This window comes from Mesorhizobium sp. M6A.T.Ce.TU.016.01.1.1 (assembly GCF_003997065.1).
In the GTDB taxonomy this organism is placed as follows: Bacteria; Pseudomonadota; Alphaproteobacteria; order Rhizobiales; family Rhizobiaceae; genus Mesorhizobium; species Mesorhizobium mediterraneum.
The window spans coordinates 407,428-428,436 of record NZ_RZTJ01000002.1 but is presented as its reverse complement, the minus strand read 5'-3'; the positions used below and the strand labels follow the sequence as shown (position 1 = coordinate 428,436).

Here is a 21,009-nt window from a genome sequence, read left to right as displayed (position 1 = left end):
GATGGATCGCGTCTTCGTAGAATATTACGAGGAGGAACTGTCCCATATTCGCGGACTCGCGGCAGAATTTGCCGACATGCATCCGGCGGTGGCGCGCAATCTCTCGCTCGATACGGTCCCCTGCCCGGATCCGTATGTGGAGCGGCTGCTTGACGGCGTCGCCTTTCTCGCTGCGCGCACCCGGTTGAAAGTCGATGCCGAGCGCTCGAGGTTTTCACGCAGCGTCCTGGATGTCCTTTATCCCGATCTGGTTACGCCGGCGCCGGCAACGGCGATGGCAGTGCTGAAACCCGGACAGCAGGTCCAGTCGATGGTTGCCGGCCATGTCGTCAGGCGGAACACGCGGCTGGTGTCCGGTCTGCAACCCGGCCTGTCGACGCGCTGCACCTTCACCACAGCGCAGGAAATGACGCTGTGGCCGATAACCATCAAGTCGGTTAGTTATTTCCAGGATCGCAGCGGGTTGGCAGCGGCCGGCATAACACCGATCGGCGGCGTAGGCGGCGAGGCGGCGCTGCGTATCACGCTTGGTCGGGCCGGAAAAGGCAAGCTCGACGAACTGGCGCTTGACCGGCTCGATTTCTATTTTGCTGGGCGCACCAAAGCGCCATTGCTGTTTGACGCAATTTTCGGCGTCTGCTCGGCCGTTGGTGCACGAGCCGAAGGCAAGGCCAACCCCCTATCGCCGTTGCCGGCACCCGAAATGGTCGGCATCAGCGACGACGAGGCGTTGATGCCTCGTACCCGGCCGACATTCGAAGGGTACCGTCTGCTGCGTGAATATTTCATGATGCCCGAGCGCTTTCACTACGTGCGGGTTTCAGGACTGCAACCGGTCGTGCGCAGATGCGACGCCGGGATCGAAATCATCTTCATGTTCCGGCGTCCAGCACCCGAACTTGCCGATGTGACGCCGGCGGATTTCGAACTTTTTGCGACGCCGATCATCAACCTCTTCGAGCGTGACTGCAACGTCATCGAGCTTGATCCCCGCAGAACGCGGCAAGTGCTGCATGCCGACCGCACGCGGGCGCGGGACTTCGAAATCTATCGGGTGACCCGCGTCGAGGACGCCGATTCCGAGGGCACCGACGCCGAAATTCCGGAGCTCTTCAGCCTGGGGCAAAATCGCAACAATGGCTGGGTCTTTTCCACCGAACGGCGCCCTCGCCGGGCCACCGAAGATGAACGGCGCGACGGGTTGACCCGCACCTCATACACTGGAGACGACGTTTTTCTATCGATTTCACGGCCGGTCGGAAGCCCGGCGAACCGACCGCTGAAGCGTGTCGACATCATGGCGCTTTGCACCAACCGCGATCTGCCGATCCTCGACGACAACCCTACCTTGACGCTGGAGACAGGCGATCCGGTCGAAACGGTCCGGCTTCTCGGTGCGCTGCGTCCGCCCCAGCCGGCTATCCCGGCCGCCCTGCCCGCGGGCGCCGAAGGCGAATCCCGAGCCGACAATCTCGCCTGGCGGCTCGTGGCGCAGCTGGCGCTCAACTTTCTCAGCCTTGCCAAGGAAGGTCGTGGTGTCGATCCGCTGCATGCGCTGCTCGATCTTTATGCCGACCGGGGAGATCCGAGCCTCGCACGCAATGTGCACTCGATCGTTCGTATAGACTCGCGGTCCGTCATCGAACGGCTGCAGATCGATGGGCCGATGTGCTTCGGAAGGGGCACGGAAGTGACATTGCATGTGGACCAGTCGGTCCTGGCAGGGCAAAGCACATTGCTGCTTTCAGCCTTGCTCGCGCGGCTGTTTGCCCGCCACGCAGGAATAAACGGCTTTGTGCGGACCCGCACGCGGCTGCTGCAGAAGCAGGAGGATGTGCCATGGCCGATGACGCCCGGCAATCGCCACCTGATCTAGGCGAACTCGACCTGAACCGGGTCGAGGGGCTGTCTGATACGTTCGACTTTTTCGAGCTTTTGCGCCGGCTCGAACGCAGGGGTGGGCTGTTCGGCTATTCCGGCCACGCGGATCGCGAGCCGGCAAGGCTCGGGCAGCACGTGCGTCTGAGCTTTTCCGCCAAGGACGTGGTTGAATTCCGCGAAGCGAAGGACAAGACGCCGGCCCGGGTCACGATCGCGAATCTCGGGCTGATGGGACCGGAAGGCCCCATGCCGCTTCATTTGACACGCTGGGTACTCGATCGTCTGTCGCAGCGCTGGTTCACCGGCGCTGACGCACGGCAGACCAGCGACACGACGTTCGTGGACTTCGTCAATATTCTCCAGCACCGCATGATCGCCCTGTACTATCGGGCCTGGGCGGATGCGCATCCGGCGGTACAGGTCGAACGTGCGGTCGGCGGCCGGGTAAGGGCCATGCTTGAAGCCATGGCGGGAATCGGACTGCCCGGCACCCACAATCCCGATCTCGACGCCGTGAAGCTTCGCCAGGCAGCATCGCTCGCCGGCCAGGTCGACGGCCCGGAGCGGCTGACGCTGTTCCTGGCGGAAGCGTTCAAGGTGCCGGTGCAGATCAAGGAGTTCGTTGCCACCTGGATGACCATCCCAGCATCGCTCCAGACCCGCCTTGCACAAGCTTATGCAGTGCTGGGTCGCGGGGCGACGATCGGCCCGCGCGTTTTCAGCCGCCAAAGCAGGATCGAACTCCGCGTCGGCCCGCTCGGGTATGAGGAGTTCAAAACGTTCCTGCCGGGCGGTCAACGTCTGAAAATGTTCAAACAGGCCGTTCGCGACATGGTTGGGGAATCGCTCGACGTCGATCTGCGGATCGTGCTCGCGCGTGAAGCCGTGCCGCAGCCCCGCATCGGAGCGGTACAGCTCGGCCGAACCACCTGGCTTGTGCGGCCTGCTGAAAGGGGCGATGCTGACGATATGCGGCTGCGGACAATTGTCGGATGGCGGCCGGAAATGGCGGGGGTCGCGGCATGAGTCTGCTGCTGACTCTGGAGCAAGGACCACGGACCCAGGCGGTACGGCAGACCCGACTGGACGAGGGTGAGCTGGTGATCGGCCGCAGCGCGGACGCAGGCTGGCAGATCGACGATCCCGACATGTTCGTTTCACGCGCCCATTGCAAGATCACCGGCGGGCGGGATGGATATTTCGTCACCGACACATCAAGCAGCGGGTTGTTCATAAACGACTCTGACAGTCCGCTCGGCGCTGGCACGTCGGTCCGTCTTCAAAACGGCATGCGGCTGAGACTGGGCGATTACATCGTATGCGTCGATCTGCAGACGCCGGTCGCTCAAGCACCAGCAACCAGCCAATCGGTCCCGGAACGGTCGCCGCCAGCATCACGAGCGCCGGTAAGCATCGGCCGCGATGATTTCTTTTCAGCCACGGTCGAAGAAGAGCCGCGACGACCGCGTCCCGCCGATCTGCCGAACCCGTTCGAGCAGCCGATTCCAGGAGCGTTTGAGCGCGCCAACCAGCGCAGTTCGCAGGCCTTCGACGACCCGTTCAGCCTCGACCCGGTATCAACGCCCGCGCCGAATGGCGCCGTCTATTCTGAACCAAGTGGTGCGCCAGGCCCCGCAGACCCATTCAGCCTCGATTCGGTGCCGTCCGGCGCAACCGAGGCCGCTTCAAAAAGGTCATCCGAATTTGATGACGATTTCGGTTTCGGGCCGGCCGCGTCGCCCGATTTGAGAAACGGCGCCAGCTCGACCGGTCAACGCAAACATCTCGCCGGAAGACCGCAATCGGCCGATCCCTGGGATTTGCCTGGCCAGGCGGCAGATATCCCTTCTCCGCCACGTGCTGGCGTTGCTCCCAAACCCGCCCCCTCCCTGGCAGCGGCACAACAGGCGAATACGGCCCTTCGCACCGCGTTCTTGCGCGGCATGGGCATTGAGGAAGCCGATTTTCCCGGACGCGACAGCGTCGCGGAAATGGAGAAGTTCGGTCGCGAGTATCGGCTCATGATGGAAGGCCTGATGCAGCTGCTGCGCAAGCGGGCCGAGGAAAAGGGAAACGCTCGCGTCGCCCAGACGGTGGTGGGAGCCTCTGAAGTCAATCCGCTCAAGTTTCTGCCGACGGTCGACGACGCCATCGTGACCATCATAGCGGAGCGCAGCCCCGGATTTCTGGCCGGCGAAGCGGCAATCGCGGATGCGGTCCGCGATCTCGCGCAACATCACGTGCGCGCCTGGCGAGGCGTGCAGTCGGCCTTGCGGCGGATGATTGACCGTTTTGACCCGGCAGCGATCGAGGAAGAGTTGAAATCAAGTTCAGCGATCGGCACCCTGCTTTCTGGCGGGCGCAGCGCCAAGCTGTGGGAGCTATACCAGAAACGCCATCGTGAAATCGCCCAGAGTGCGGAATCGAGCTTCCTCGGCGAAATCGGCGCTGATTTTCGGGATGCATATGAGGAGGAGTGAAAAATGATCGATCGACGCGAATTTATCGTTGCCCTGGGCGCAACCGGGCTGCTTGCGGCTTGTCAGAGCGGTCCGCCAAAACCATCCGCGGTCACCGTCAACCTGACCGGCGCGGCCGGCATGAACCCGGGACCAGGTGGCGGCGACCGGCCCGTGACGGTCCTCGTGATGCGGCTGCGCAGCACCGGTAAATTCAACTCGGCCGATTATTTCGCGCTGCAGGGGGATGCCGGCTCCGCACTCGCAGGCGATCTCATTGGATCCGACCAGATCTCCGTCGGGCCGGGAAAGACCGCATCCAAAACCATCACCGTAGAGCCGGACGCGGCTGCGCTGGGCTTCGTTGCCCTCGTTCGCGAGCCCGGCGGCCGGAGCTGGCGCACAACCAAGTCGGTGTCGCCGGGATCAACAGTTACCGTCAACGTCACGCTTGGCAGTGGCGGCATTTCCGCCTAGCGGCCAAGGAAGGGGTGCTCAATGCAGGAAGTAGCGGCATGAGCGATGCAAACAGGGTGCTGTGGTCTGAAGGCCTGTTTCTTCGGACCCAGCATTTTCAGCAGCAGGATCGCTTTTTCGAAGCGACCGTGCGCGGCGCGTTGCAGGCCGGGCAGCTCCATACGTTCGGCTTTCAACAGCTGACACTGGACCAGGCAATGCTCGATGCCGGCCAGGTCTCCATCCTGTCGGCCAAGGGTATCTTTCCGGATGGTACCCCCTTCTCCATCCCAGACATGATGGACGCGCCACGACCGCTGCCGGTCACCGCCGACACTGGCGCCGGACCGGTGCTGGTCGCGCTGCCGCTCGAGCCTGCTGGCGGTGTCGGCTTCGATCCGGCACACGCCGCATCCACTGGAGCACGCTATCATGGGCGCATCGTTTCGGTCCGCGACGCCGTCCAAGGCGGTTCAGATCCTGAAGAAATCGAAATCGCCCGTCCGCAGGCGCTGCTGCTTGCACCGGGAAAATCGGTCGGTGGCTACACCGCCCTGCCCATAGCCGACATCAAAGGGGTTCGAGCCGACGGTGGCGTCTCCCTGGATGAGACGTTCCTGCCGCCGACACTGGTTACCGGAGCGGTGGCCTGGTACCGGCAGTTGCTTTTGGAAGTTGTCACCGGCCTCGACCAAATCGCCGAGGCGCATGGCAAAATGGTCATGGGCGGGCCAGGGCGCAGCGTCGAAGACCTGTTGATGCTCAATCTCGCCAATGCGGCGCGTCCGCGATTGGCGCACATGCTGGCGCAGGATGTTTTCCATCCGGCCGAGCTTTACCTGGAGCTTGCCGGTCTAGCCGGTTCGATGGCGACCTATGGCTCGAGCGCGCGACGGCTGAGCGAGTTGCCCGCCTACGATCACATGGCGCCCGGCCCCGCATATTCGGCGCTGGCCGACGCCTTGCGCTCGCTCATCCTGAGCCTGCGTTACATCGAGCCTAAATCACGCGCACTGCCCGTTATGCGGCATTCGACCAACGTCTGGAAAATCCGTATCGACAACCCGAAGCTGCTGGTGGCCAGCCGGATCGTCATCCGGGTCGGCTCCGAACTGTCGGAAGATGCCTTGCGAAAGATTTTCGTCAACCAGGCGACTGTCGGTTCGGCCGATCAGTTCGAGGGCCTATGGAAATCACGTCTACCTGGCATTCCACTGAAACCGCTTCATTCCCAGCCTCGCGAAATCCCCTACGATGGCGATCGGCTGTGCCTTGAGCTGGATCAGAAAAGCGAGCACTGGGCCTCGCTGCTCGATGCCCCCGGCTTCGTTATTGGCGTGTCGGGTGTGCTGCCGAGCGAGCCGCAGGTGGACTGCTATTCGGTAAACAGGTGAGATCATGAGCCGGGATGATCCTTTCGGACTGTCGGAGGATCGCGAACGCACTCGCATACGGCTGACCGGCGCGCCGATGCCGCGACCGATGACGCCACTCCTGTCGGGCGCGCCAATGAAACGGTCGCGTACGCATCCGAACACCCTTGTCAACGCATTCGCGCCCTTGCTCGAGTTCGCGCCGGAGCTTGAAAGCGCGCTGCCACCGGAAAACCCGGAGGCGATGCGCACCCGGTTGCTCGAAGAGCTGGTTCGGGCACGCGACGCGGCAATGTCGGCGGGATCCTCGCTGGAGCGCGCCGACCAGGCAGCCTGGGTGGTGGCGGCGTTGCTCGATGATCTGGCCTTGAACACGCCATGGGGCGGTGCCAGCGCATGGCCGCGCCAGCCGCTTGTGGTGATGCTTCGAGGCGATGTCGATGCCGGCACGCAGTTCTTCACGCGTCTCGACGAACTGGAGCGCCACCCGAACCGGGATCGTGAACTGCTGGAATTGCAATATCATTGCCTGGCGCTCGGCTTCCGCGGCAAATATCGTGTGCCCGGCCGGTCGGGCGACCGCTCGCTCAATGCCGTTCGCGTTGCTGCGGCGCGCTTCCTGCGCGATGCCGACGCCGACGGCGCGCCACTGTCGCCGAACTGGAAAGGCGTGATCGCATCCGACGAGCCGCAGCGCTTCATCGTTCCGATCTGGGTAATGGCGCTCGGTGCGGCGGTTATCGCCACGGCAATCTATCTCGGGCTGTCGATGGGACTGAGCAGTCAGGCAGTCGAGCTTTCTACGCTCGTTCGTGCTCTGCCGCCACCCACGCGCGGCGATATCAGCCGCACATCGCCTCAGGTCGAAGCGCCGCCGCCGGAGGCCGTGGATTTCGCGCTGGTGCCGGAGTTTCAGGCCGGAGCGCCGGCGAATCTCAGGGCCGCGCTAAGCGGCACCGAGAGCGTTTCGCTGGCCAGGCTGATCATTCAGGCCTCCAACCCCGAACTGTTCCAGTCGTCGCGGCCGACACTGACGGAAGGCTTCGAGCCGCTGATTGGTTCGATCGCCAAAGTGATCTTGGCCAATCAGGAACTGATCGGAAAAATCACCGTGGTCGGCCATACCGACAGTATTCCTTTGCAACGGTCCAATCCGCTTTCCACCAACCAGCGGCTGTCGGAAGCGCGCGCAGCAACCATTACCGAGATGCTGGTCCAGAACGGTGTGCCGCAGGACCGCATTCGCTTCGAAGGACGTGCAGCTACCGATCCAGTGGCCGACGACAGCACGCGCGCGGGACGGGCCTTGAACCGCCGCGTCGAGGTGCTGGTCGAAAAGAGGCTATGAGATGTTCATCCTGCGCTTCCTCTTGGCGGTTCTGACATCGCGCTGGCTGTGGACGCTGATCGGCATCACGCTGCTTTCCCTGGTTATCTGGGTGTTCGGCCCGATCGTGAAGGTTGGTGCTTACGAACCCTTCGCCTCGGAAAATGTGCGCATCGTCATCATTGCGCTGCTGGTCATCTTCTGGCTGATCTGGCTGATCGTCGCGCAGCGCCGGGCGATCCGAGCCAACCGCATGTTCGTCGCCGAAATCGCTGCGCCCGTGGTGGAAAAACCGCTGAGCCCCGGCGAAGAGAACGTCGCCGCAGTCGGCGCCAAGTTCGCCGAGGTGATGGCCGAATTGAAGCGTCGCAGGCTGGGCGGACGCAAGTTCCTGCGCGAGATGCCTTGGTACGTGATCGTTGGGCCACCGGCCACCGGCAAGACCACGGCTTTGCGCCAGTCCGGTCTGAACTTTCCGATCGATCTCACCGACGACCTGCAGGGGGTTGGCGGCACGCGCAACTGCGACTGGTTTTTCTCTGAGAACGCAGTTCTGATCGACACGGCGGGCCGCTACGTGCAGCAGGAGAGCCGGCCGGACGTCGATGCGGCGGAATGGCTAGGCTTCCTCGACCTCTTGAAAAAGCATCGCGGCCGCCGGGCGCTGAACGGCGTGATCGTCGCGCTGTCGATCGACGCGCTTTCAGAGGGCGACGAAGCCATCAAGGCACATGGCCGCAAGATCCGTCGGCGCTTGGCAGAGCTCAACGACCGGCTCGAAATCCGCCTCCCGGTCTATCTGATGCTGACCAAGGCCGATCTGATCAAGGGTTTCGAGGCCTTCTTCGGCGGCCTGTCGACGGCCTCGCGCGAGCAGGTGTGGGGGACGACCTTCGCACTGGATGCGCGTGTCGACGCAAAGACCATAGAGCGGGAAATCGCCACCCTTGCCACGGAACTCGAGCGGCGGCTGGTGCCACGCCTGGAGGACGAGGACAAACTTGCTGCCCGCGCCGAGATCTTCAGGTTTCCCGCCCAGCTCACAAGCCTGTCCGAGCCTATCCAGGTGCTGATCGAGGCGATGTTCGGCGAAAGCCGGTACGAAGAAGCCGCCTGGCTACGCGGCCTCTATCTGACGTCGGCGACCCAGGAAGGGGCGCCCATCGACCGGCTGACCGCGGCACTGTCTTCATCCTTCGGTCTTCCGCCGCGGCGTGCCATGCCGGCGCCGCGCGTTGAAAAACGCAGTTTTTTCCTGAAGAACCTGCTGACCGAGGTCATCTTCAGGGAGGCCGGCCTGGGGACGTTCGATCCGCTGGCGCAGCGCCGCCGCGCCTGGATCTGGCGCGGCGCCGCGGCAGCCTGTGCCGCCGCCGCCTTGTTGGCCGGTGCGATGTTCACCTGGTCCTACTATGACAACCGCAATGCGATCACAGCACAGGCGAGCCAGTTCGAAGCGCTGCAGGCGCCATTGACCGCAGCAGCCGCGAGCCCGGCATCGGTGGAGCAGCCCGCTATCGATGGCGCGCTCAACGCGATGGCCGAGGTCGCAAATGCCCGAACGGCACCGCCGAGCAGTGCCCAGGATCTACTGGGACCATCGGCATCGGCGGAGCTGCTGCGGGCGCAGACCGACACTTACGACCACGCACTGCGCAATGTTCTCGAGCCGCACATGGTCGCTTTGCTCGAGGCGACCATGTGGCGGCAGATCCGCGATCCGGATTTCATGCTGGGGGCGCTGAAAACCTATCGCATGATGACGGGCCTGTCGCAGATGGATGCCGATTTCGTCCAGAACTGGTGGGTCAGTGATTTGCCGGAATTCGCACCGGCAGCGCCCTTTCCGACCGCCGACGCGGAAGAGCACCAGCTTGCCGCGATCCGCCGCATGGCGGTCGATGACAGCTACATCGCCGCGGATCAGGCGCTGGTTGCCGAGGCGCTGAAAACCGTCTGCACGATTTCGCTGCCGGCGCGTGGCTACAGACAGTTGCTGGCCGATCCGGCGGTGGCCGGCCTCAAGGAATGGATCCCGGCGAATTTCGCCGGTCCCAACGGCGCCAAGGTCTTTGCACGGCGTTCCGACAAGACGCTGCGCGTCGGCATTTCAGGCGCGTTCACCTATTCCGGCTTCCACGATGCCATTCTCGACCGGATCGAGGATGTCGCCGCCCAGGCCGCACTCGATCGGGCGGTCTTTGCCGGCGGCTGTTCGGAAAATTCCGAAACCTCGGTCTCGGCGCTGTCCGAGGATATTCTAAAACTCTACTACGAAGACTACATCGCACAATGGGACAGCATCCTGCGCGATATCAGGCTCGCGCCATTGGCCGACCTGAATGTCGCCAGCGAGAACCTCAAGGACCTTTCGAGTGCTGACTCTGCGCTGAAGCGCCTGCTTACGGCGGTCGTTCAGGAGACCGAGCTTACCCGATCCGATGAAGCGCCGGCCGATAACAAGGCAGCAGCAAAGGGCGGCTCGAAACTGCTCAGCAAACTCGGCAAGCTTGGCAAACTGGCCAAGACAGGCGCAAAACTGCTGCCACGCGCAGGCTCCGCAGACGAGGTGGATCTTACCGGCAATCTCGTGGCCGAACACTTCAAGCCGCTCAAGGGCGCGATCGCCGAGGTCGACGGCCAGCCGCCGGCGCTCGACGCCGCGGTGGTGGCGCTGACCGCACTTTCGAACGTGCTGCAGACGGTCACGGCCAATCCCGATCCCCAGGACGCCATCAAGAAACAGGGCGGCCTCGCCGAGCTGACGGGAGCGGTCGCCAGGCAAGCGCAGATCCTGCCCGACCCGATCGACGACTGGCTCGGCGGCATCGCCGGCGACACCAGCGGCCTGACACAGAAGGCGGTCACCTCGGAGCTTAACGCCATTTGGCGCGCCGACATCCTGCCATTCTGCCAAGCGGCGCTGAACGACCGCTATCCGTTCAGCCCCGAAAGCGCCGTCGACGTCAATGTCCGCGATTTCGCTCGCCTGTTCGGGCCAGCCGGGATGATCGACGCCTTCATCAATGACCACCTGATCAGCTATGTCGATACCGCCAGCCAGCCTTGGAAATGGCGCGCCGATTTTGGGCTGGACCCGGCGGCTCTGGCGGCATTCGAACAGGCCAGGCGGATCCGCGACGATCTCTTTCCTGGCGGTACGGGCCCGGTGATGAGCTTCACGCTCGAACCGAAGGACCTGTCTCCCAACGTCACACGCGTGACGCTCAACCTCGATGGCCAGAACCTCGTCTACTACAACAACGCGACGCGACCGCAACCAATGACTTGGCCGGGCAAGGACGGCACCGGCGTCATCTCGCTCGCCTTCCAGCCGATCGACGGCTCGCCCGAAATCATGCTCAACGAGACCGGCAGCTGGGCGTGGCTGAGGATGCTGCGCAGCGGCCGTTTCACCGGCACCTCACTGTCCGATGTCTACAGCCTGCGATTGGGCACGCAAGGCATGTACGCGGATTTCGAGCTCAAGGCCGCCAGCGTCGAAAATCCTTACAATCTGGAGATGTTCAAGAAGTTCTCATGTCCGCCACAGATATGACCATCGGCTTCTTCGGCAAGTTACCGGCGACTGGAGATTTCGTCGCTTGGAACCTGCCGCGGACCTTCATCGACCGCTGGGATCGGTGGATGTCGATGGAATTGCGCGCGCGACCCGATGAAGGCGACCTCGACCCGCGCGCTTGGCGCTTTATTGTCCAGGCCGGGATTTTCGGTGACCAGCCCTGCGCCGGTGTCTGGCGCATGAGCGAGGACCGCGTCGGCCGCCGTTATCCGTTCGCCATCGTCCGGCTTGGGCCCCCGCCGGAGCCGGGCGACCCGTGGTACGATGCCGTGGCCTCGCTTCTTCAGAACTGCGTCGACAACTACTGGGCGCAGACCCGGCTGGCCGAAAGCCTTCAGATTTTGCCACCTCCGGGCGCCGCCGCCGCGACCGACAAGATCGCATTCTGGAGCGACGACTGGGAGGTCAGGGAGTTCGGCTTCGCCGACATCCACGACCTTGCTCAAAATGCCCTGCCCGCGATGCGCGCGGCACGGCCGGAGACGGCGGAGTCCTGAGCCATGGGTAACACGGTCTACGCCGAAAAGATGGGCTTCTTCCACCAGGCAAGCGGCGGCAAGGGCGTCGCGCCGGGCGACGTCTGCCTCAGCCCGCCGCCGCCGCCGGCGGGACCGGTGCCGGTTCCATATGTCAACATGCTTTCTGCCAGCGATCTCATCAAAGGCAGCAAGAGCGTCAAGGTGCAGGGAACACCGACGGCGCTGGAGAACTCTTCCGAAGTGGCGCTGAGTACGGGCAACGAAGCGGCCACGCCGGGACTGGGCGCCGGCGTGGTCACCCATCGCATCAAGGGCAAGGGTGTCTTCAAACTGTGGTCGTTCACGGTCAAGGCAGAAGGCAAGGGGGTCGACCGTCACGGCGACATGATGGCTCAGAACACGGCGAGCGATCTGCCCAACTGCATCGATGGGCAGGCCATGGTCGATTTCGAGGCTGAGTTGGGCGAGAACTACGGCAAGCCCTGCAAAAGCAAATATAAGGCGAGCGTCCATCGGCCAAAACGGGATCCTTCGCCGGCGCAAGTCAAGGAGGTCAAGGACAAGCCGTGTTGGGAATGCGAGCGGGATCACGGCGAGACCGAAGCGGCATGGCGCACCCAGAGCGATGAATCGAAGGGCGCTGGCGGCTGGCTGAGGGGCAAGCTTTTCGTCAAGCTGAAGAAGGTCAGGAAGCACGGCACCAAGCATTCGAGGGGCAAGGGTCATATGACCCACGACCATCAGCCACCTTTGGCCGTTGCTTGGGAGATGGGTGGTTGCCACATGGGTGCCGAGAAGTTTCGCAAGCGTTTCGAGAAGGACGATGTGGTGAAGTCGCATTGTAAAGCGCACTACAAGAGCCAGGGGTCACAGGTAGACGAGTACGCAAAGAAACTGCGTGCGCAATTCAAGGCAGCGGCATAGGTGCGGCATGGCGAATAAGATCGACAAGCTTCAAAAGAACTACATTCGAGACATGCGGGTAGTGCAGCCGGTGGTGCAGCACTGGTGGAGCGGTCTGGTCGAAAAGCTCGGCCTTGATGAAGCCACCAGACGCTGGCCGACAGGCCCTTCCGGACATCCGAGCGTCATAGAGGTTTTTCGCAGCTATTATTTCGAGATCGAGGAATTGAACCTGGAGGCCGAGGACGAATTCGAGGAAAGGCCGCCGAAACCGTGGGAAGAGATGTGGGGTGCCGAGGACGACGACGAGGCGCCGCGCGTGGAACGCGAGATCGATCGCCTGATCTATGATATGACTGAGAAGGCGCCGGACCTTGAGTTGCTGGTCTTCGGTCTGGTTTTTGTTCCCATTGGCCTCGACCAGGACGACGAGAGCTGCTGATGACCCTGATTACACTCCGCAGCACCGAAGACGGCATTGCCCGACTGCTGGCACAACCAGGCGACATCAAGCCGCGGCGCGACGATATCCGCCGCAGCACTCTGGAAGAGGCGTCGGCCGAACACCAGGAGGTTTTCGGCGACTATGTTGCTGACCTCACCACTGCTTGCGGCATCGCCGAAAAATGGTGGGAGGACACCGTCAACGCGCAGGTCAAGAAAGGCATGGACCGCGACGACGCGATCGCCGTCTCGTTCAACCGGCGTTGGGCCGGGCCCGCCGCCCATCCCAAAGTGGTGTGGATCGTAAGGTTGTATTGGTTGGCCTGCGACAAGATCAACACCGATTTCGTGCCCGGCAAACCGGTCTATCCTGAGACGTTTCTGCTGAAGTGGCTCGTCGACGCTGGTGAGAAGGAACTGGTCCAGCTGATCGCCTGCATGCCCTACTGGCCGGTCGGTCTCGACGAAAACGGCGATTGGTCCTGAGCCATGGCCTTTGCTGTATGGCTGGAGAACCGCACGCCATTTTCCGCAGCGACCCATGTGCAGGTCAACTCCGACGGGCAGGAGGTGCTGGTGGCGATGTTTTCCGCCAGTTTTCATGCACCGAAGGAAGGCAGCGACCTCGAGCCATCCGGCGAGCAGTTGCCAGTCATCTTTGGCGACACCCCCTTCGGCAATCCAGCTCTGTCTTCGACCCGTTATGAATCCGATATCGTGCCGCTCAAGCCGGCTTCGGAGATCATCGTCAACGGCACGGCTTACGCTCCAAATGGCAAGCCGATTCGTGAAACGCAGGTTGGCCTTCGTGTGGGCGGTATGCGCAAGGCGCTCAACGTCGTCGGCGATCGCACGTATGACATGGGTAGCTACAGCGCGCCGAACCCGTTCCTCACCATGCCGATCGTCTATGAGCGCGCCTATGGCGGCACCACGGCGGATGGCAACGCCGATCCGCGCAACCCGGTCGGCGTCGGTTTCCACCATGCGCCGTCGGCCGATACGCAGGTGCGCACTCAGGCGCCCAACATCACTTATCCAGGCGAGCCCTTTCTCAACCCTTCCGACCGGCCGAAGCCGGCTGGCTTTGGCGCGCTTGGTCGCGGCTGGCAGCCGCGAATCGGCTATGCAGGCACCTACGATCAGGCCTGGATCGAAACGCAGTGGCCGTTGCCGCCGAAGGATTTCGACCCGCGTTTCAACATGTGTGCGCCAGCCGACCAGCAGGTGCCGCGCCTTGTCGGTGGCGAGCAGGTGACGGTGATCGGCATGACGCCGTCCGGCCGTTGGGACTTCCGGCTGCCACGCATTGTTGCGCCGCTGCGTCTCATTTTTGCAGATCGCGTTGAAGAAGCCATTCTCCAGCCCGATACGCTCATCATCGAGCCGGACTTGAGACGTCTCACCCTGAAGGCCCGCCTTTCTTTCGTGACCCGGCGCAATGCTCCGCAGTTGCGCGAAATAGTCTTCGGCCATGTGTCGCCCGTCCTGTTGAGCGCCCACTTTAAGCGCAAGCAATATCTTAACCCACTCGGCACCGACGGCACGTTACATGACCAGCCGGTATTCCTGCCATGAAGCGTCCGCTCTACATAACAGGCGCAGGTGCGGTGACCGCAGCCGGGCTTGACGCGAGCCAGACCTTGGCGGCGATCCGGGCAAGCTTGTCGGCTTTCGAGGAAATTGACCTCATCGATCCCATGGGCGCCATCCAGATCGTTGCGCGCATCCCTGTCCATTGGCAATTGCGCGCCAACGACGGCGCATGGCTCGTCAATATGGCGTCGCGCGCCATTGTCGAGGCGTTGCGAACAAGTATGGCCGGCCCGGCGGCTACGGCGATCCTGCTTGCCCCACCCGAAAGCTTCCGCAATCATCCGGCATACAACGATATCCCGCCATCCGGCTTTCTTGCGGCCGTGATCAAGGCGACCGGCAATCGCTTCCACGCCGCCTCGCGTGCGATCGATGGTGGCGCGGCGGCAAGCGTCGGCCTTCTCGATCGAGCGGTGGAACTGCTGGAGCAGCCAGACGTCGGACAGGTCCTGCTTGGCGGAGTAGACAGCCTCGTCAACGAAACCGATCTTTCCCGACTTGGCAAAGCCGGTCGCCTCAAAGGTGCGGAAAACGCGCAAGGTCTCGTGCCTGGCGAGGCCGCCGCTTTCGTTCGGCTGACGCGGGAGCCGGAAGGAAAGGCTGCGGTGGTGGCTGCCATTCATAGCGTCGGGACAGCCCAGGAGACTGACAGCGTGCTTTCGGACCGCTATAGCCAGGGCCGCGCCATGCTCGGCGCCTTGCGCGATGCGGTGAGCGGATCGGGACCATCGGAACCAAACATCAATTTCGTCGTCAGCAACGGCAACGGTGAGCGGTACAGCGGCTGGGAACTGCTGATCGCCCGTCCCCGCTTCTACCGCACCCGCCGTGAAATCCTGCCCACCGCCTATCCGGCGATGACGATCGGCGATATCGGCGCTGCCGGAGGGGCGATGGCCCTGATGCTGGCGGCTGACAGTTTTGTGAACGACTATGCGCCGGGGCCGACCGCCATCTGCGAGGTGGCTTCCGAAGGCGGCCTGCGCGCCGCCGCGGTGATGGCCGGCATGACCCGCCGCTGAACTCAAAACGTTGTTCGTTCACATCCAGGCCGGGAACCGGCGCGTCCTGCGCCAATCGGTCAGCGGCGCGTCCGGCTCGGCGAGTGCTGCGCGCAACGCATCCAGCCGAAGTCTGCGCATCGAGTGGAAGAGTGCATGATTGCGCCCGCCGCGCCCCTCGTCCCACCATTCCGCTACGCGATCCGCGACCGGAAGCGGTGTTTCGTTGAGGGATTCGAAGTCCTTACCAAGCAAGGACGGGTCCGTCGTGAACAGGTCGGAGTCGTTGAAATCCACCTCGAACAGATCGCGAAGCGCAAGTCCGGCAGCGAATACGAGGTCGGGTTCCCGCATCTTGGCGATCAGCCAGGGCATGACCGACCGGTCGCCAAAGAGGCCGATTGCCGCTGTCGCGGTGGCGCGCAAGGCAGGCTGCTTCAGACGTTCCTGCAGCCACGCCTTGCCGGTCTTCAAGGGCGTCGTCAGCAGGCGCAACTCGATCGCCGCGGCGGCCAGATCGGGCTCGGCTAGCACGATCCGGTCGAGCACCGGGTTGGCCGAGCGCGTTTCGCCAAGAAGGCAAGCAGCAAGGGCCGCCGTCAGGCGTTCCCTCGACGTGTCGCCGTCAAGTCCGTCCAGCACCGCCGGAAGGAGGTCGCGCCGTTTGAGCCCGCCGGCAAGCCGAAACGCACGCCTGCGAACATCCGGGTCCGGATTGCTCAGCAAATCGCCGAGGCGGGCACCGGGATCGACGCGATGATGCCAGAGTGCCGCGAGGCCGAGGCCGCGCAGCCGCGCATCGCGCGCGTCCAGCCATTCCGCCACCAACGGACTCAGATTTTCGCGCGGCGTGCGCGCTATCGCGCCGGACAGGCCCGACACGCCAACCTCGCCCAGCGTCGCCGCGGCGTCGACCGCCGAGGCAACGGCTTCGGCCTCGCCCCAGCGCAACGCCAGCACGCCGAGCACGAAAAGCTCGCCGGGCTCGGCATAATCGGCGAAATGCGCCTGGGCCGCCTCCCAGCCGGCCTTTCCGGAAGCCATCAGCCCTTCGAGATTTGCATTCAGGCGCTGGTCGATGCGGCCGATATCGGTTTCGCCCAGGATCGGACCATCGATTTCACGGCGGCGACGAAACCAGAGGAAGGCCGCGTCGCTGGCGTGCTGGTCCACCATGGCAGCGATAGACGCGATCCGCTGCATCGTGAACGCCTCAGTTGAGATGGATGGCTCCGCCACGGATGCGGTTGGTGCCGCTGGCGTGGCTCGTTAGCTGGTTGCCGCGAATTGTGATGCGCCCATCCTTCTCCAGGATGATCGATGCCAGGCCGCAGCGCAGTTCTATACGTTCTTCTCCGGTGATGACGACACGATCGCCTTCGCGGACAACTGACAATTTCCTCTCCTTGTGAGGCGGATCGACGATGCGTCCGACGACCAGCGGCCGCGTCGGATCACCATCCTCGAACAGGAGAGCCAGTTCCGAACCGACCGCCGAGACGTCCAGCTCCGCCAGACTGCGCGCCGCAATCGCGGTCTCGCGCGGATTACCGACGAAGACAACCAGCGGCGCGCCGTCTTCGAAACCGATCAGCAGGCCGATCACGACGCCGTCGATACGATCCAGCACTTCCATGATGACGCCCTCAATTGTTGTGGATGTTGCTTCCCTTGACGACCACGTCGCCACCGGCCTTGATATTAATCTTGCCGCTGCCCTTGATGGTAATGTCCTTGCCGTCGGCAACAATGGTGCCATCCTTTTTCATAGTGATCGACGCGTCGCCGCATTTGAGCGTGATCGAGTCGCCCGCCTCGATCACCAGATTCTTGCCGACCTTGATCGAACTGTCTTCGGCGATTTGGATTCCGCTGCCCTTGCCGATCTTGAGCGCATGCCCGCCTCCGACATCGGTTGCGTCGTCAGCGCCGATCTTTGCTGACCTGGCTTTGCCGATCTGCGACGACTGCGCTCCGCCGATGGCGAAACTCTGGTCCGTGCCGATCTGAACACTCTGGGCGGCGGCGATTGTCCAGTTGTCCGCCGCTCCGATCGTGTGAGTCTGTCCGGCCCCCACCGTCATCGACCGCGATGCGCCGATCTGATTGGTCTGGACGGCTCCAACGCTTCGGGTTTCCGCTGCACCCACTGAATCGACACGCGCCGCGCCTACTGTGATCGTCTGGACTAACCCGACAGTCTGTGTGTGATTGGACCCGATCGTCTCAGTCGAGTTCGACCCGATACCGATCGTCTCGTTCGATCCGACGGTCAGCGAACGGTTCACGCCTACCGTCTCGGTGTCGTTGTTGCCGATATCCGTGGTCTGGTCGACGCCGACCTTGACCGTCTTGTTGTTGCCGACGTCCTCGTCGAGGTTGTGGCCGACTGAGTGCTTGGCGTCGTGGTCGATGCGGTCGGACTGGTCGTGTTGCACCAGCTTGGTGCGGTCGTTCTTGATCAGAAGGTTGTGGTCCTTCTGTGCCTGGAAATTGACCAGTTCGGAGCCGGCCTTATCCTCGAACATCAGCTCGTTGTAACCGCCGCCGCCTTTCGAAGAGTCGGATTTCCAGCCGGATTGCGTGGCGCTGCCCGGCAGTCCGTAGGGCGGCATCTGCGAGGCATTGTAGACCCGGCCGGTGATGATCGGCAGATCCGGATCGCCTTCAATGAAATCGACAATGACCTCCTGGCCGATGCGCGGTATCTGGATGAAACCCCAGCCGCTGCCGGCCCAGGTCTGCGAGACCCGCACGAAACAGGAGCTGTTCTGATCCTTCTTGCCCAGACGGTCCCAGTGGAACTGGACCTTCACCCGGGCATATTTGTCGGTGAATATCTCCTCGCCTGATGGACCGACCACCGTCGCCGTCTGTGGGCCGCGCATGATCGGTCGTGGCGTGATCCGTGGCGGGCGATAGGCCAAGGCGGTCGGCGCCACGCCGAGGATCACCTTGAAGTTCTCGCTTTCGACGTCGGCATGGGCTCTGTAGCCCGGATCAAACAGCCTGTATTCGGCGCTGACCACCAGATACTCCTGGTTCTGGTCTTCGCGCGGGAAGCCGTCAAGCTTGAACGTGCAGCCGGAATAGAGGCCACGCACGGTGCCGACAGCGGCGATGCGCTGGTGCACGGCCTGGATTTCCTCGCGCCGGATCGCGGCCAGGCTGTCGCCGCGACCGACTTCGAGATGCGCACCAGGCTGGCGGTAATTCTCGCCAGCGGCCAGCTTGTGGCCGAACGGCTGGGCCGACTTGGCCGTGAGGTCGGCGCCCGGCTTCTTGAAGTCATAGTCGGTATGGACATAGGCGCCCGGCCGCACCGAGCTGCCTGGAATCCATTCGGTGATGTATTCGACATCGCGCCGGGAGCCCTGCCCTTCGAAGTGATATGGCACCTTTTCGTAGCCCGGCGCGGGCTTCAGCTTGTTCATGGCATCGACCAGCACAAGCGTGTGTTTGCCCTCGTCATGTTCGAAAAAATACAAGATGCCTTCGTGCTCCAGCAGCCGCTGCACGAAATCGAGATCGGTCTCGTCGTACTGCACGCAGTACTCGCGCGGCGGATAAGAACCCTGCAGGCGTTTCTCGAATTTCGCCGTGCTGTATTTCGAGAAAACCTCTTCGACGATTTCGATGACGCTCATGTTCTGGAAAATGCGGCAGTCGGTCGTATTGCCGAGAAACCAGAGCCAGGGCCTGATGGCTGCTTCGTAGTACGCTAGGCGGTCCTCGATCCGGGTCAGCCGAAACTCGGACACAAGCCCGCTGAACCAGCGTTTCGGATCGGATTCACCTTCGATCGATACGGCACCGCCCAGCATCTTCAGCGGATCGATATCGGGGCTGCTGCTCACGAACCCGACCGTATAGGCCAAACAACGACTGATCTCATCGCGCCCGACAAGATGCGTGAAGGTCAACAGGTCAGCGCCAAGCGGCGTCTGCACAACCGTGGCGCGTTCGTCCGGCATGGGTCTTGCCCCTCCCGCCGCTCGTTTCTGCTTGAGCCTAGCACATGTCTTCCAGCGACCAAAGGGGACCGGACCGGTGGCTGCGGCGTGTCACCTCTCGAATCATCGACTTGAAAGCTTCGTAACGCCGCGCTCGTGATTTTGCTGGTATAATGGAAGTCCTGGGTGAGTGTCCCGACAGGCGATCGACGGCGATTTTTGAATGTTCATCAGGCTGCAGATCAACAATGCCGATTCCCTGCCGGCCGGTATTTCGACCGGCTACTCAGCTCGTGATCGCAGCTTCGAAATCGGGCGCGAGGCCTGCGACTGGACCTTGCCCGACCCCGACAAGTTCATCTCCGGCCGACACTGCGACGTTCGATACGAGGCAGGCGCGTTTTGGCTGCACGATGTCTCGCGCAATGGAACCTTCATAAACGGGTCGACCCATCGCATGGCCGGCCCGCATCGGCTTGACCATGGAGACCGGTTGCTGATCGGCCGCTACGTCATCTTGGTATCGATTGACGACGAGCGCACCACGGAGGGTCATCCTCAAAGCAGGCACGGTTCGACGCAACGAGAAATGCCGATCACGTCAGGTCGGCCGCTGGACTTCGGAGGCGAGCCCTTCTTCAATCCGGTAGAGCACCGAGCACCGGTGTCGACGTCTTCGCCGCCCGCGCCTCTCCCTTCGACGAGGGACGAGGTGCTGCGGGAAATCGCGATCGGAGCTGGCATCTCTGCGGAATTGCTCCAATCGCGTGATCCGCATGAAGTCGCTGCCGAAATCGGCGCGGTGCTGCGGACGGTTGTCGAGGAACTGGCCTTGTTGCTGAAGGCACGTGCGGCTGCGAAAATACTGGCCAAGAGCACACATCGGACGATGATCAGCGCTGCCGATAACAATCCCTTGAAGTTCGTCCCGGGAACCGACGACATCCTTGAAATCATGTTTGCACGACGCAGAGCCGGCTATCTTGATGCCAGGCACAGTATCGAAGACGCATTCCGCGATCTCAAGACGCATGAATTTGCTACCTACGCAGCCATGCAAGCTGCGCTCTCCCGGCTGCTTGACGACCTGTCGCCCGAGGCGATCGGCAAGAAACTTCCGCCTGCGTCATTCACATCGAAGAAGAGCCTGGCTTGGGACGCCTTCGTTGCCAAATGGCGGACCATGGAAGAAACACACGAAAACGGAATGCTGGACATATTCCTGGCCTATTTCAGCGAAGCCTATGCCAAAGCCGACAAGCAAAAATAGACCGGGAAGACTAAACCTGGCAGGTGCCCCGGAAATCGGATCGGTTTGCTGCGTTGACCTTCGGCTGCGGAACGCATCATGCGGCAAGCGGAAACTATTAGAGCGTCCTTTGCGAGCCCGAAGGACGCGGCGCTGTGATTGGCGAAGAAAATCCTTTCGCAGCCCTGCATCTGGTTCCAATCGACCGTTTCTGAGCTTACGATCACTTACGACAGTTCGCCAGCGGGTAAGGCTGATTAACCTGGGGGTCTGCGGCACATGTCATGTTACGGCGGGATAGAATT

General features: G+C 62.6%; 17 protein-coding genes. 14 read left to right on the top strand and 3 right to left on the bottom strand.

Annotation, left to right across the window (positions count from 1 at the left end; all coding sequences use genetic code 11):
* Position 1 precedes the first annotated feature (1 nt).
* From tssF to EOC94_RS05285, 13 genes are read left to right on the top strand one after another with little or no spacing between them, the layout of a single operon-like run.
* Positions 2-1,876: a type VI secretion system baseplate subunit TssF gene (gene tssF, locus EOC94_RS05345; protein WP_127203712.1), complete on the top strand. Its 1,875-nt coding sequence runs from the start codon at positions 2-4 to the stop codon at positions 1,874-1,876.
* Positions 1,840-2,907 carry a type VI secretion system baseplate subunit TssG gene (gene tssG / locus EOC94_RS05340; RefSeq protein WP_095486428.1) on the top strand — a complete coding sequence of 356 codons (1,068 nt, stop codon included), beginning with the start codon at positions 1,840-1,842 and terminating at the stop codon, positions 2,905-2,907. The genes tssF and tssG overlap by 37 nt, the downstream gene beginning before the upstream one ends.
* Entirely contained in the window at positions 2,904-4,361 is a 1,458-nt protein-coding gene (gene tagH / locus EOC94_RS05335) for a type VI secretion system-associated FHA domain protein TagH (protein WP_127288977.1), read from the top strand. Before tssG ends, tagH (EOC94_RS05335) begins: the two co-directional genes overlap by 4 nt.
* A gap of 3 nt (positions 4,362-4,364) precedes the next feature.
* Positions 4,365-4,817 carry a type VI secretion system lipoprotein TssJ gene (tssJ, locus tag EOC94_RS05330; protein ID WP_127288975.1) on the top strand — a complete coding sequence of 151 codons (453 nt, stop codon included), beginning with the start codon at positions 4,365-4,367 and terminating at the stop codon, positions 4,815-4,817.
* A 38-nt stretch (positions 4,818-4,855) separates the two neighbouring features.
* Positions 4,856-6,190 (top strand): type VI secretion system baseplate subunit TssK, encoded by a 1,335-nt coding sequence (tssK, locus tag EOC94_RS05325; RefSeq protein ID WP_127288973.1) that lies wholly within the window; start codon positions 4,856-4,858, stop codon positions 6,188-6,190.
* Positions 6,191-6,194: 4 nt separating this feature from the next.
* Positions 6,195-7,517 (top strand): type IVB secretion system protein IcmH/DotU, encoded by a 1,323-nt coding sequence (gene icmH / locus EOC94_RS05320; RefSeq protein WP_095486425.1) that lies wholly within the window; start codon positions 6,195-6,197, stop codon positions 7,515-7,517.
* Between the two features lies 1 nt (position 7,518).
* Positions 7,519-11,055, top strand: a complete 3,537-nt coding sequence (gene tssM / locus EOC94_RS05315; protein ID WP_127288971.1) for a type VI secretion system membrane subunit TssM — start codon at positions 7,519-7,521, stop codon at positions 11,053-11,055.
* Positions 11,052-11,576 carry a type VI secretion system-associated protein TagF gene (tagF, locus tag EOC94_RS05310; protein WP_164759018.1) on the top strand — a complete coding sequence of 175 codons (525 nt, stop codon included), beginning with the start codon at positions 11,052-11,054 and terminating at the stop codon, positions 11,574-11,576. The genes tssM and tagF overlap by 4 nt, the downstream gene beginning before the upstream one ends.
* A 3-nt stretch (positions 11,577-11,579) precedes the next feature.
* Entirely contained in the window at positions 11,580-12,482 is a 903-nt protein-coding gene (locus EOC94_RS05305; RefSeq protein WP_095486422.1) for a DUF4150 domain-containing protein, read from the top strand.
* 7 nt (positions 12,483-12,489) lie between these two features.
* On the top strand, positions 12,490-12,903 hold the full coding sequence (locus tag EOC94_RS05300; protein WP_127203706.1) for a hypothetical protein: 414 nt from the start codon (positions 12,490-12,492) through the stop codon (positions 12,901-12,903).
* The gene (locus tag EOC94_RS05295) at positions 12,903-13,391 is read left to right on the top strand and encodes a hypothetical protein (RefSeq protein WP_095486420.1); all 489 of its coding nucleotides are present in this window, start codon (positions 12,903-12,905) and stop codon (positions 13,389-13,391) included. Before EOC94_RS05300 ends, EOC94_RS05295 begins: the two co-directional genes overlap by 1 nt.
* Before the next feature lie 3 nt (positions 13,392-13,394).
* Complete coding sequence (locus EOC94_RS05290; protein WP_127203704.1) at positions 13,395-14,483, top strand: DUF2169 domain-containing protein; 1,089 nt, start codon at positions 13,395-13,397, stop codon at positions 14,481-14,483.
* A complete protein-coding gene (locus EOC94_RS05285; protein WP_127203703.1) occupies positions 14,480-15,523 on the top strand; it encodes a hypothetical protein in 1,044 nt (347 codons plus the stop codon). Before EOC94_RS05290 ends, EOC94_RS05285 begins: the two co-directional genes overlap by 4 nt.
* An 18-nt stretch (positions 15,524-15,541) precedes the next feature.
* Here the strand turns inward: EOC94_RS05285 and EOC94_RS05280 are convergent, their stop codons facing one another.
* From EOC94_RS05280 to tssI, 3 genes are read right to left on the bottom strand one after another with little or no spacing between them, the layout of a single operon-like run.
* Positions 15,542-16,705 carry a hypothetical protein gene (locus EOC94_RS05280; protein ID WP_127203702.1) on the bottom strand — a complete coding sequence of 388 codons (1,164 nt, stop codon included), beginning with the start codon at positions 16,703-16,705 and terminating at the stop codon, positions 15,542-15,544.
* A 10-nt stretch (positions 16,706-16,715) separates the two neighbouring features.
* Positions 16,716-17,141: a DUF6484 domain-containing protein gene (locus tag EOC94_RS05275; RefSeq protein ID WP_095486612.1), complete on the bottom strand. Its 426-nt coding sequence runs from the start codon at positions 17,139-17,141 to the stop codon at positions 16,716-16,718.
* Between the two features lie 7 nt (positions 17,142-17,148).
* Positions 17,149-19,476, bottom strand: coding sequence for a type VI secretion system tip protein TssI/VgrG (tssI, locus tag EOC94_RS05270; protein ID WP_127203701.1), 2,328 nt, complete (start codon positions 19,474-19,476; stop codon positions 17,149-17,151).
* Between the two features lie 202 nt (positions 19,477-19,678).
* On the opposite strand from tssI, the gene tagH (EOC94_RS05265) reads away from it, so the two are divergent.
* Positions 19,679-20,725, top strand: a complete 1,047-nt coding sequence (tagH, locus tag EOC94_RS05265) for a type VI secretion system-associated FHA domain protein TagH (protein WP_126103015.1) — start codon at positions 19,679-19,681, stop codon at positions 20,723-20,725.
* Positions 20,726-21,009: the final 284 nt, after the last annotated feature.

Excerpts from the sequence above, each read along its gene's own strand:
- tssF (WP_127203712.1), top strand. The coding sequence starts at position 2 with ATGGATCGCGTCTTCGTAGAATATTACGAGGAGGAACTGTCCCATATT.
- tssG (WP_095486428.1), top strand. The coding sequence starts at position 1,840 with ATGGCCGATGACGCCCGGCAATCGCCACCTGATCTAGGCGAACTCGAC.
- tagH (WP_127288977.1), top strand. The coding sequence starts at position 2,904 with ATGAGTCTGCTGCTGACTCTGGAGCAAGGACCACGGACCCAGGCGGTA.
- tssJ (WP_127288975.1), top strand. The coding sequence starts at position 4,365 with ATGATCGATCGACGCGAATTTATCGTTGCCCTGGGCGCAACCGGGCTG.
- tssK (WP_127288973.1), top strand. The coding sequence starts at position 4,856 with ATGAGCGATGCAAACAGGGTGCTGTGGTCTGAAGGCCTGTTTCTTCGG.
- icmH (WP_095486425.1), top strand. The coding sequence starts at position 6,195 with ATGAGCCGGGATGATCCTTTCGGACTGTCGGAGGATCGCGAACGCACT.
- tssM (WP_127288971.1), top strand. The coding sequence starts at position 7,519 with ATGTTCATCCTGCGCTTCCTCTTGGCGGTTCTGACATCGCGCTGGCTG.
- tagF (WP_164759018.1), top strand. The coding sequence starts at position 11,052 with ATGACCATCGGCTTCTTCGGCAAGTTACCGGCGACTGGAGATTTCGTC.
- EOC94_RS05305 (WP_095486422.1), top strand. The coding sequence starts at position 11,580 with ATGGGTAACACGGTCTACGCCGAAAAGATGGGCTTCTTCCACCAGGCA.
- EOC94_RS05300 (WP_127203706.1), top strand. The coding sequence starts at position 12,490 with ATGGCGAATAAGATCGACAAGCTTCAAAAGAACTACATTCGAGACATG.
- EOC94_RS05295 (WP_095486420.1), top strand. The coding sequence starts at position 12,903 with ATGACCCTGATTACACTCCGCAGCACCGAAGACGGCATTGCCCGACTG.
- EOC94_RS05290 (WP_127203704.1), top strand. The coding sequence starts at position 13,395 with ATGGCCTTTGCTGTATGGCTGGAGAACCGCACGCCATTTTCCGCAGCG.
- EOC94_RS05285 (WP_127203703.1), top strand. The coding sequence starts at position 14,480 with ATGAAGCGTCCGCTCTACATAACAGGCGCAGGTGCGGTGACCGCAGCC.
- EOC94_RS05280 (WP_127203702.1), bottom strand. The coding sequence starts at position 16,705 with ATGCAGCGGATCGCGTCTATCGCTGCCATGGTGGACCAGCACGCCAGC.
- tssI (WP_127203701.1), bottom strand. The coding sequence starts at position 19,476 with ATGCCGGACGAACGCGCCACGGTTGTGCAGACGCCGCTTGGCGCTGAC.
- tagH (WP_126103015.1), top strand. The coding sequence starts at position 19,679 with ATGTTCATCAGGCTGCAGATCAACAATGCCGATTCCCTGCCGGCCGGT.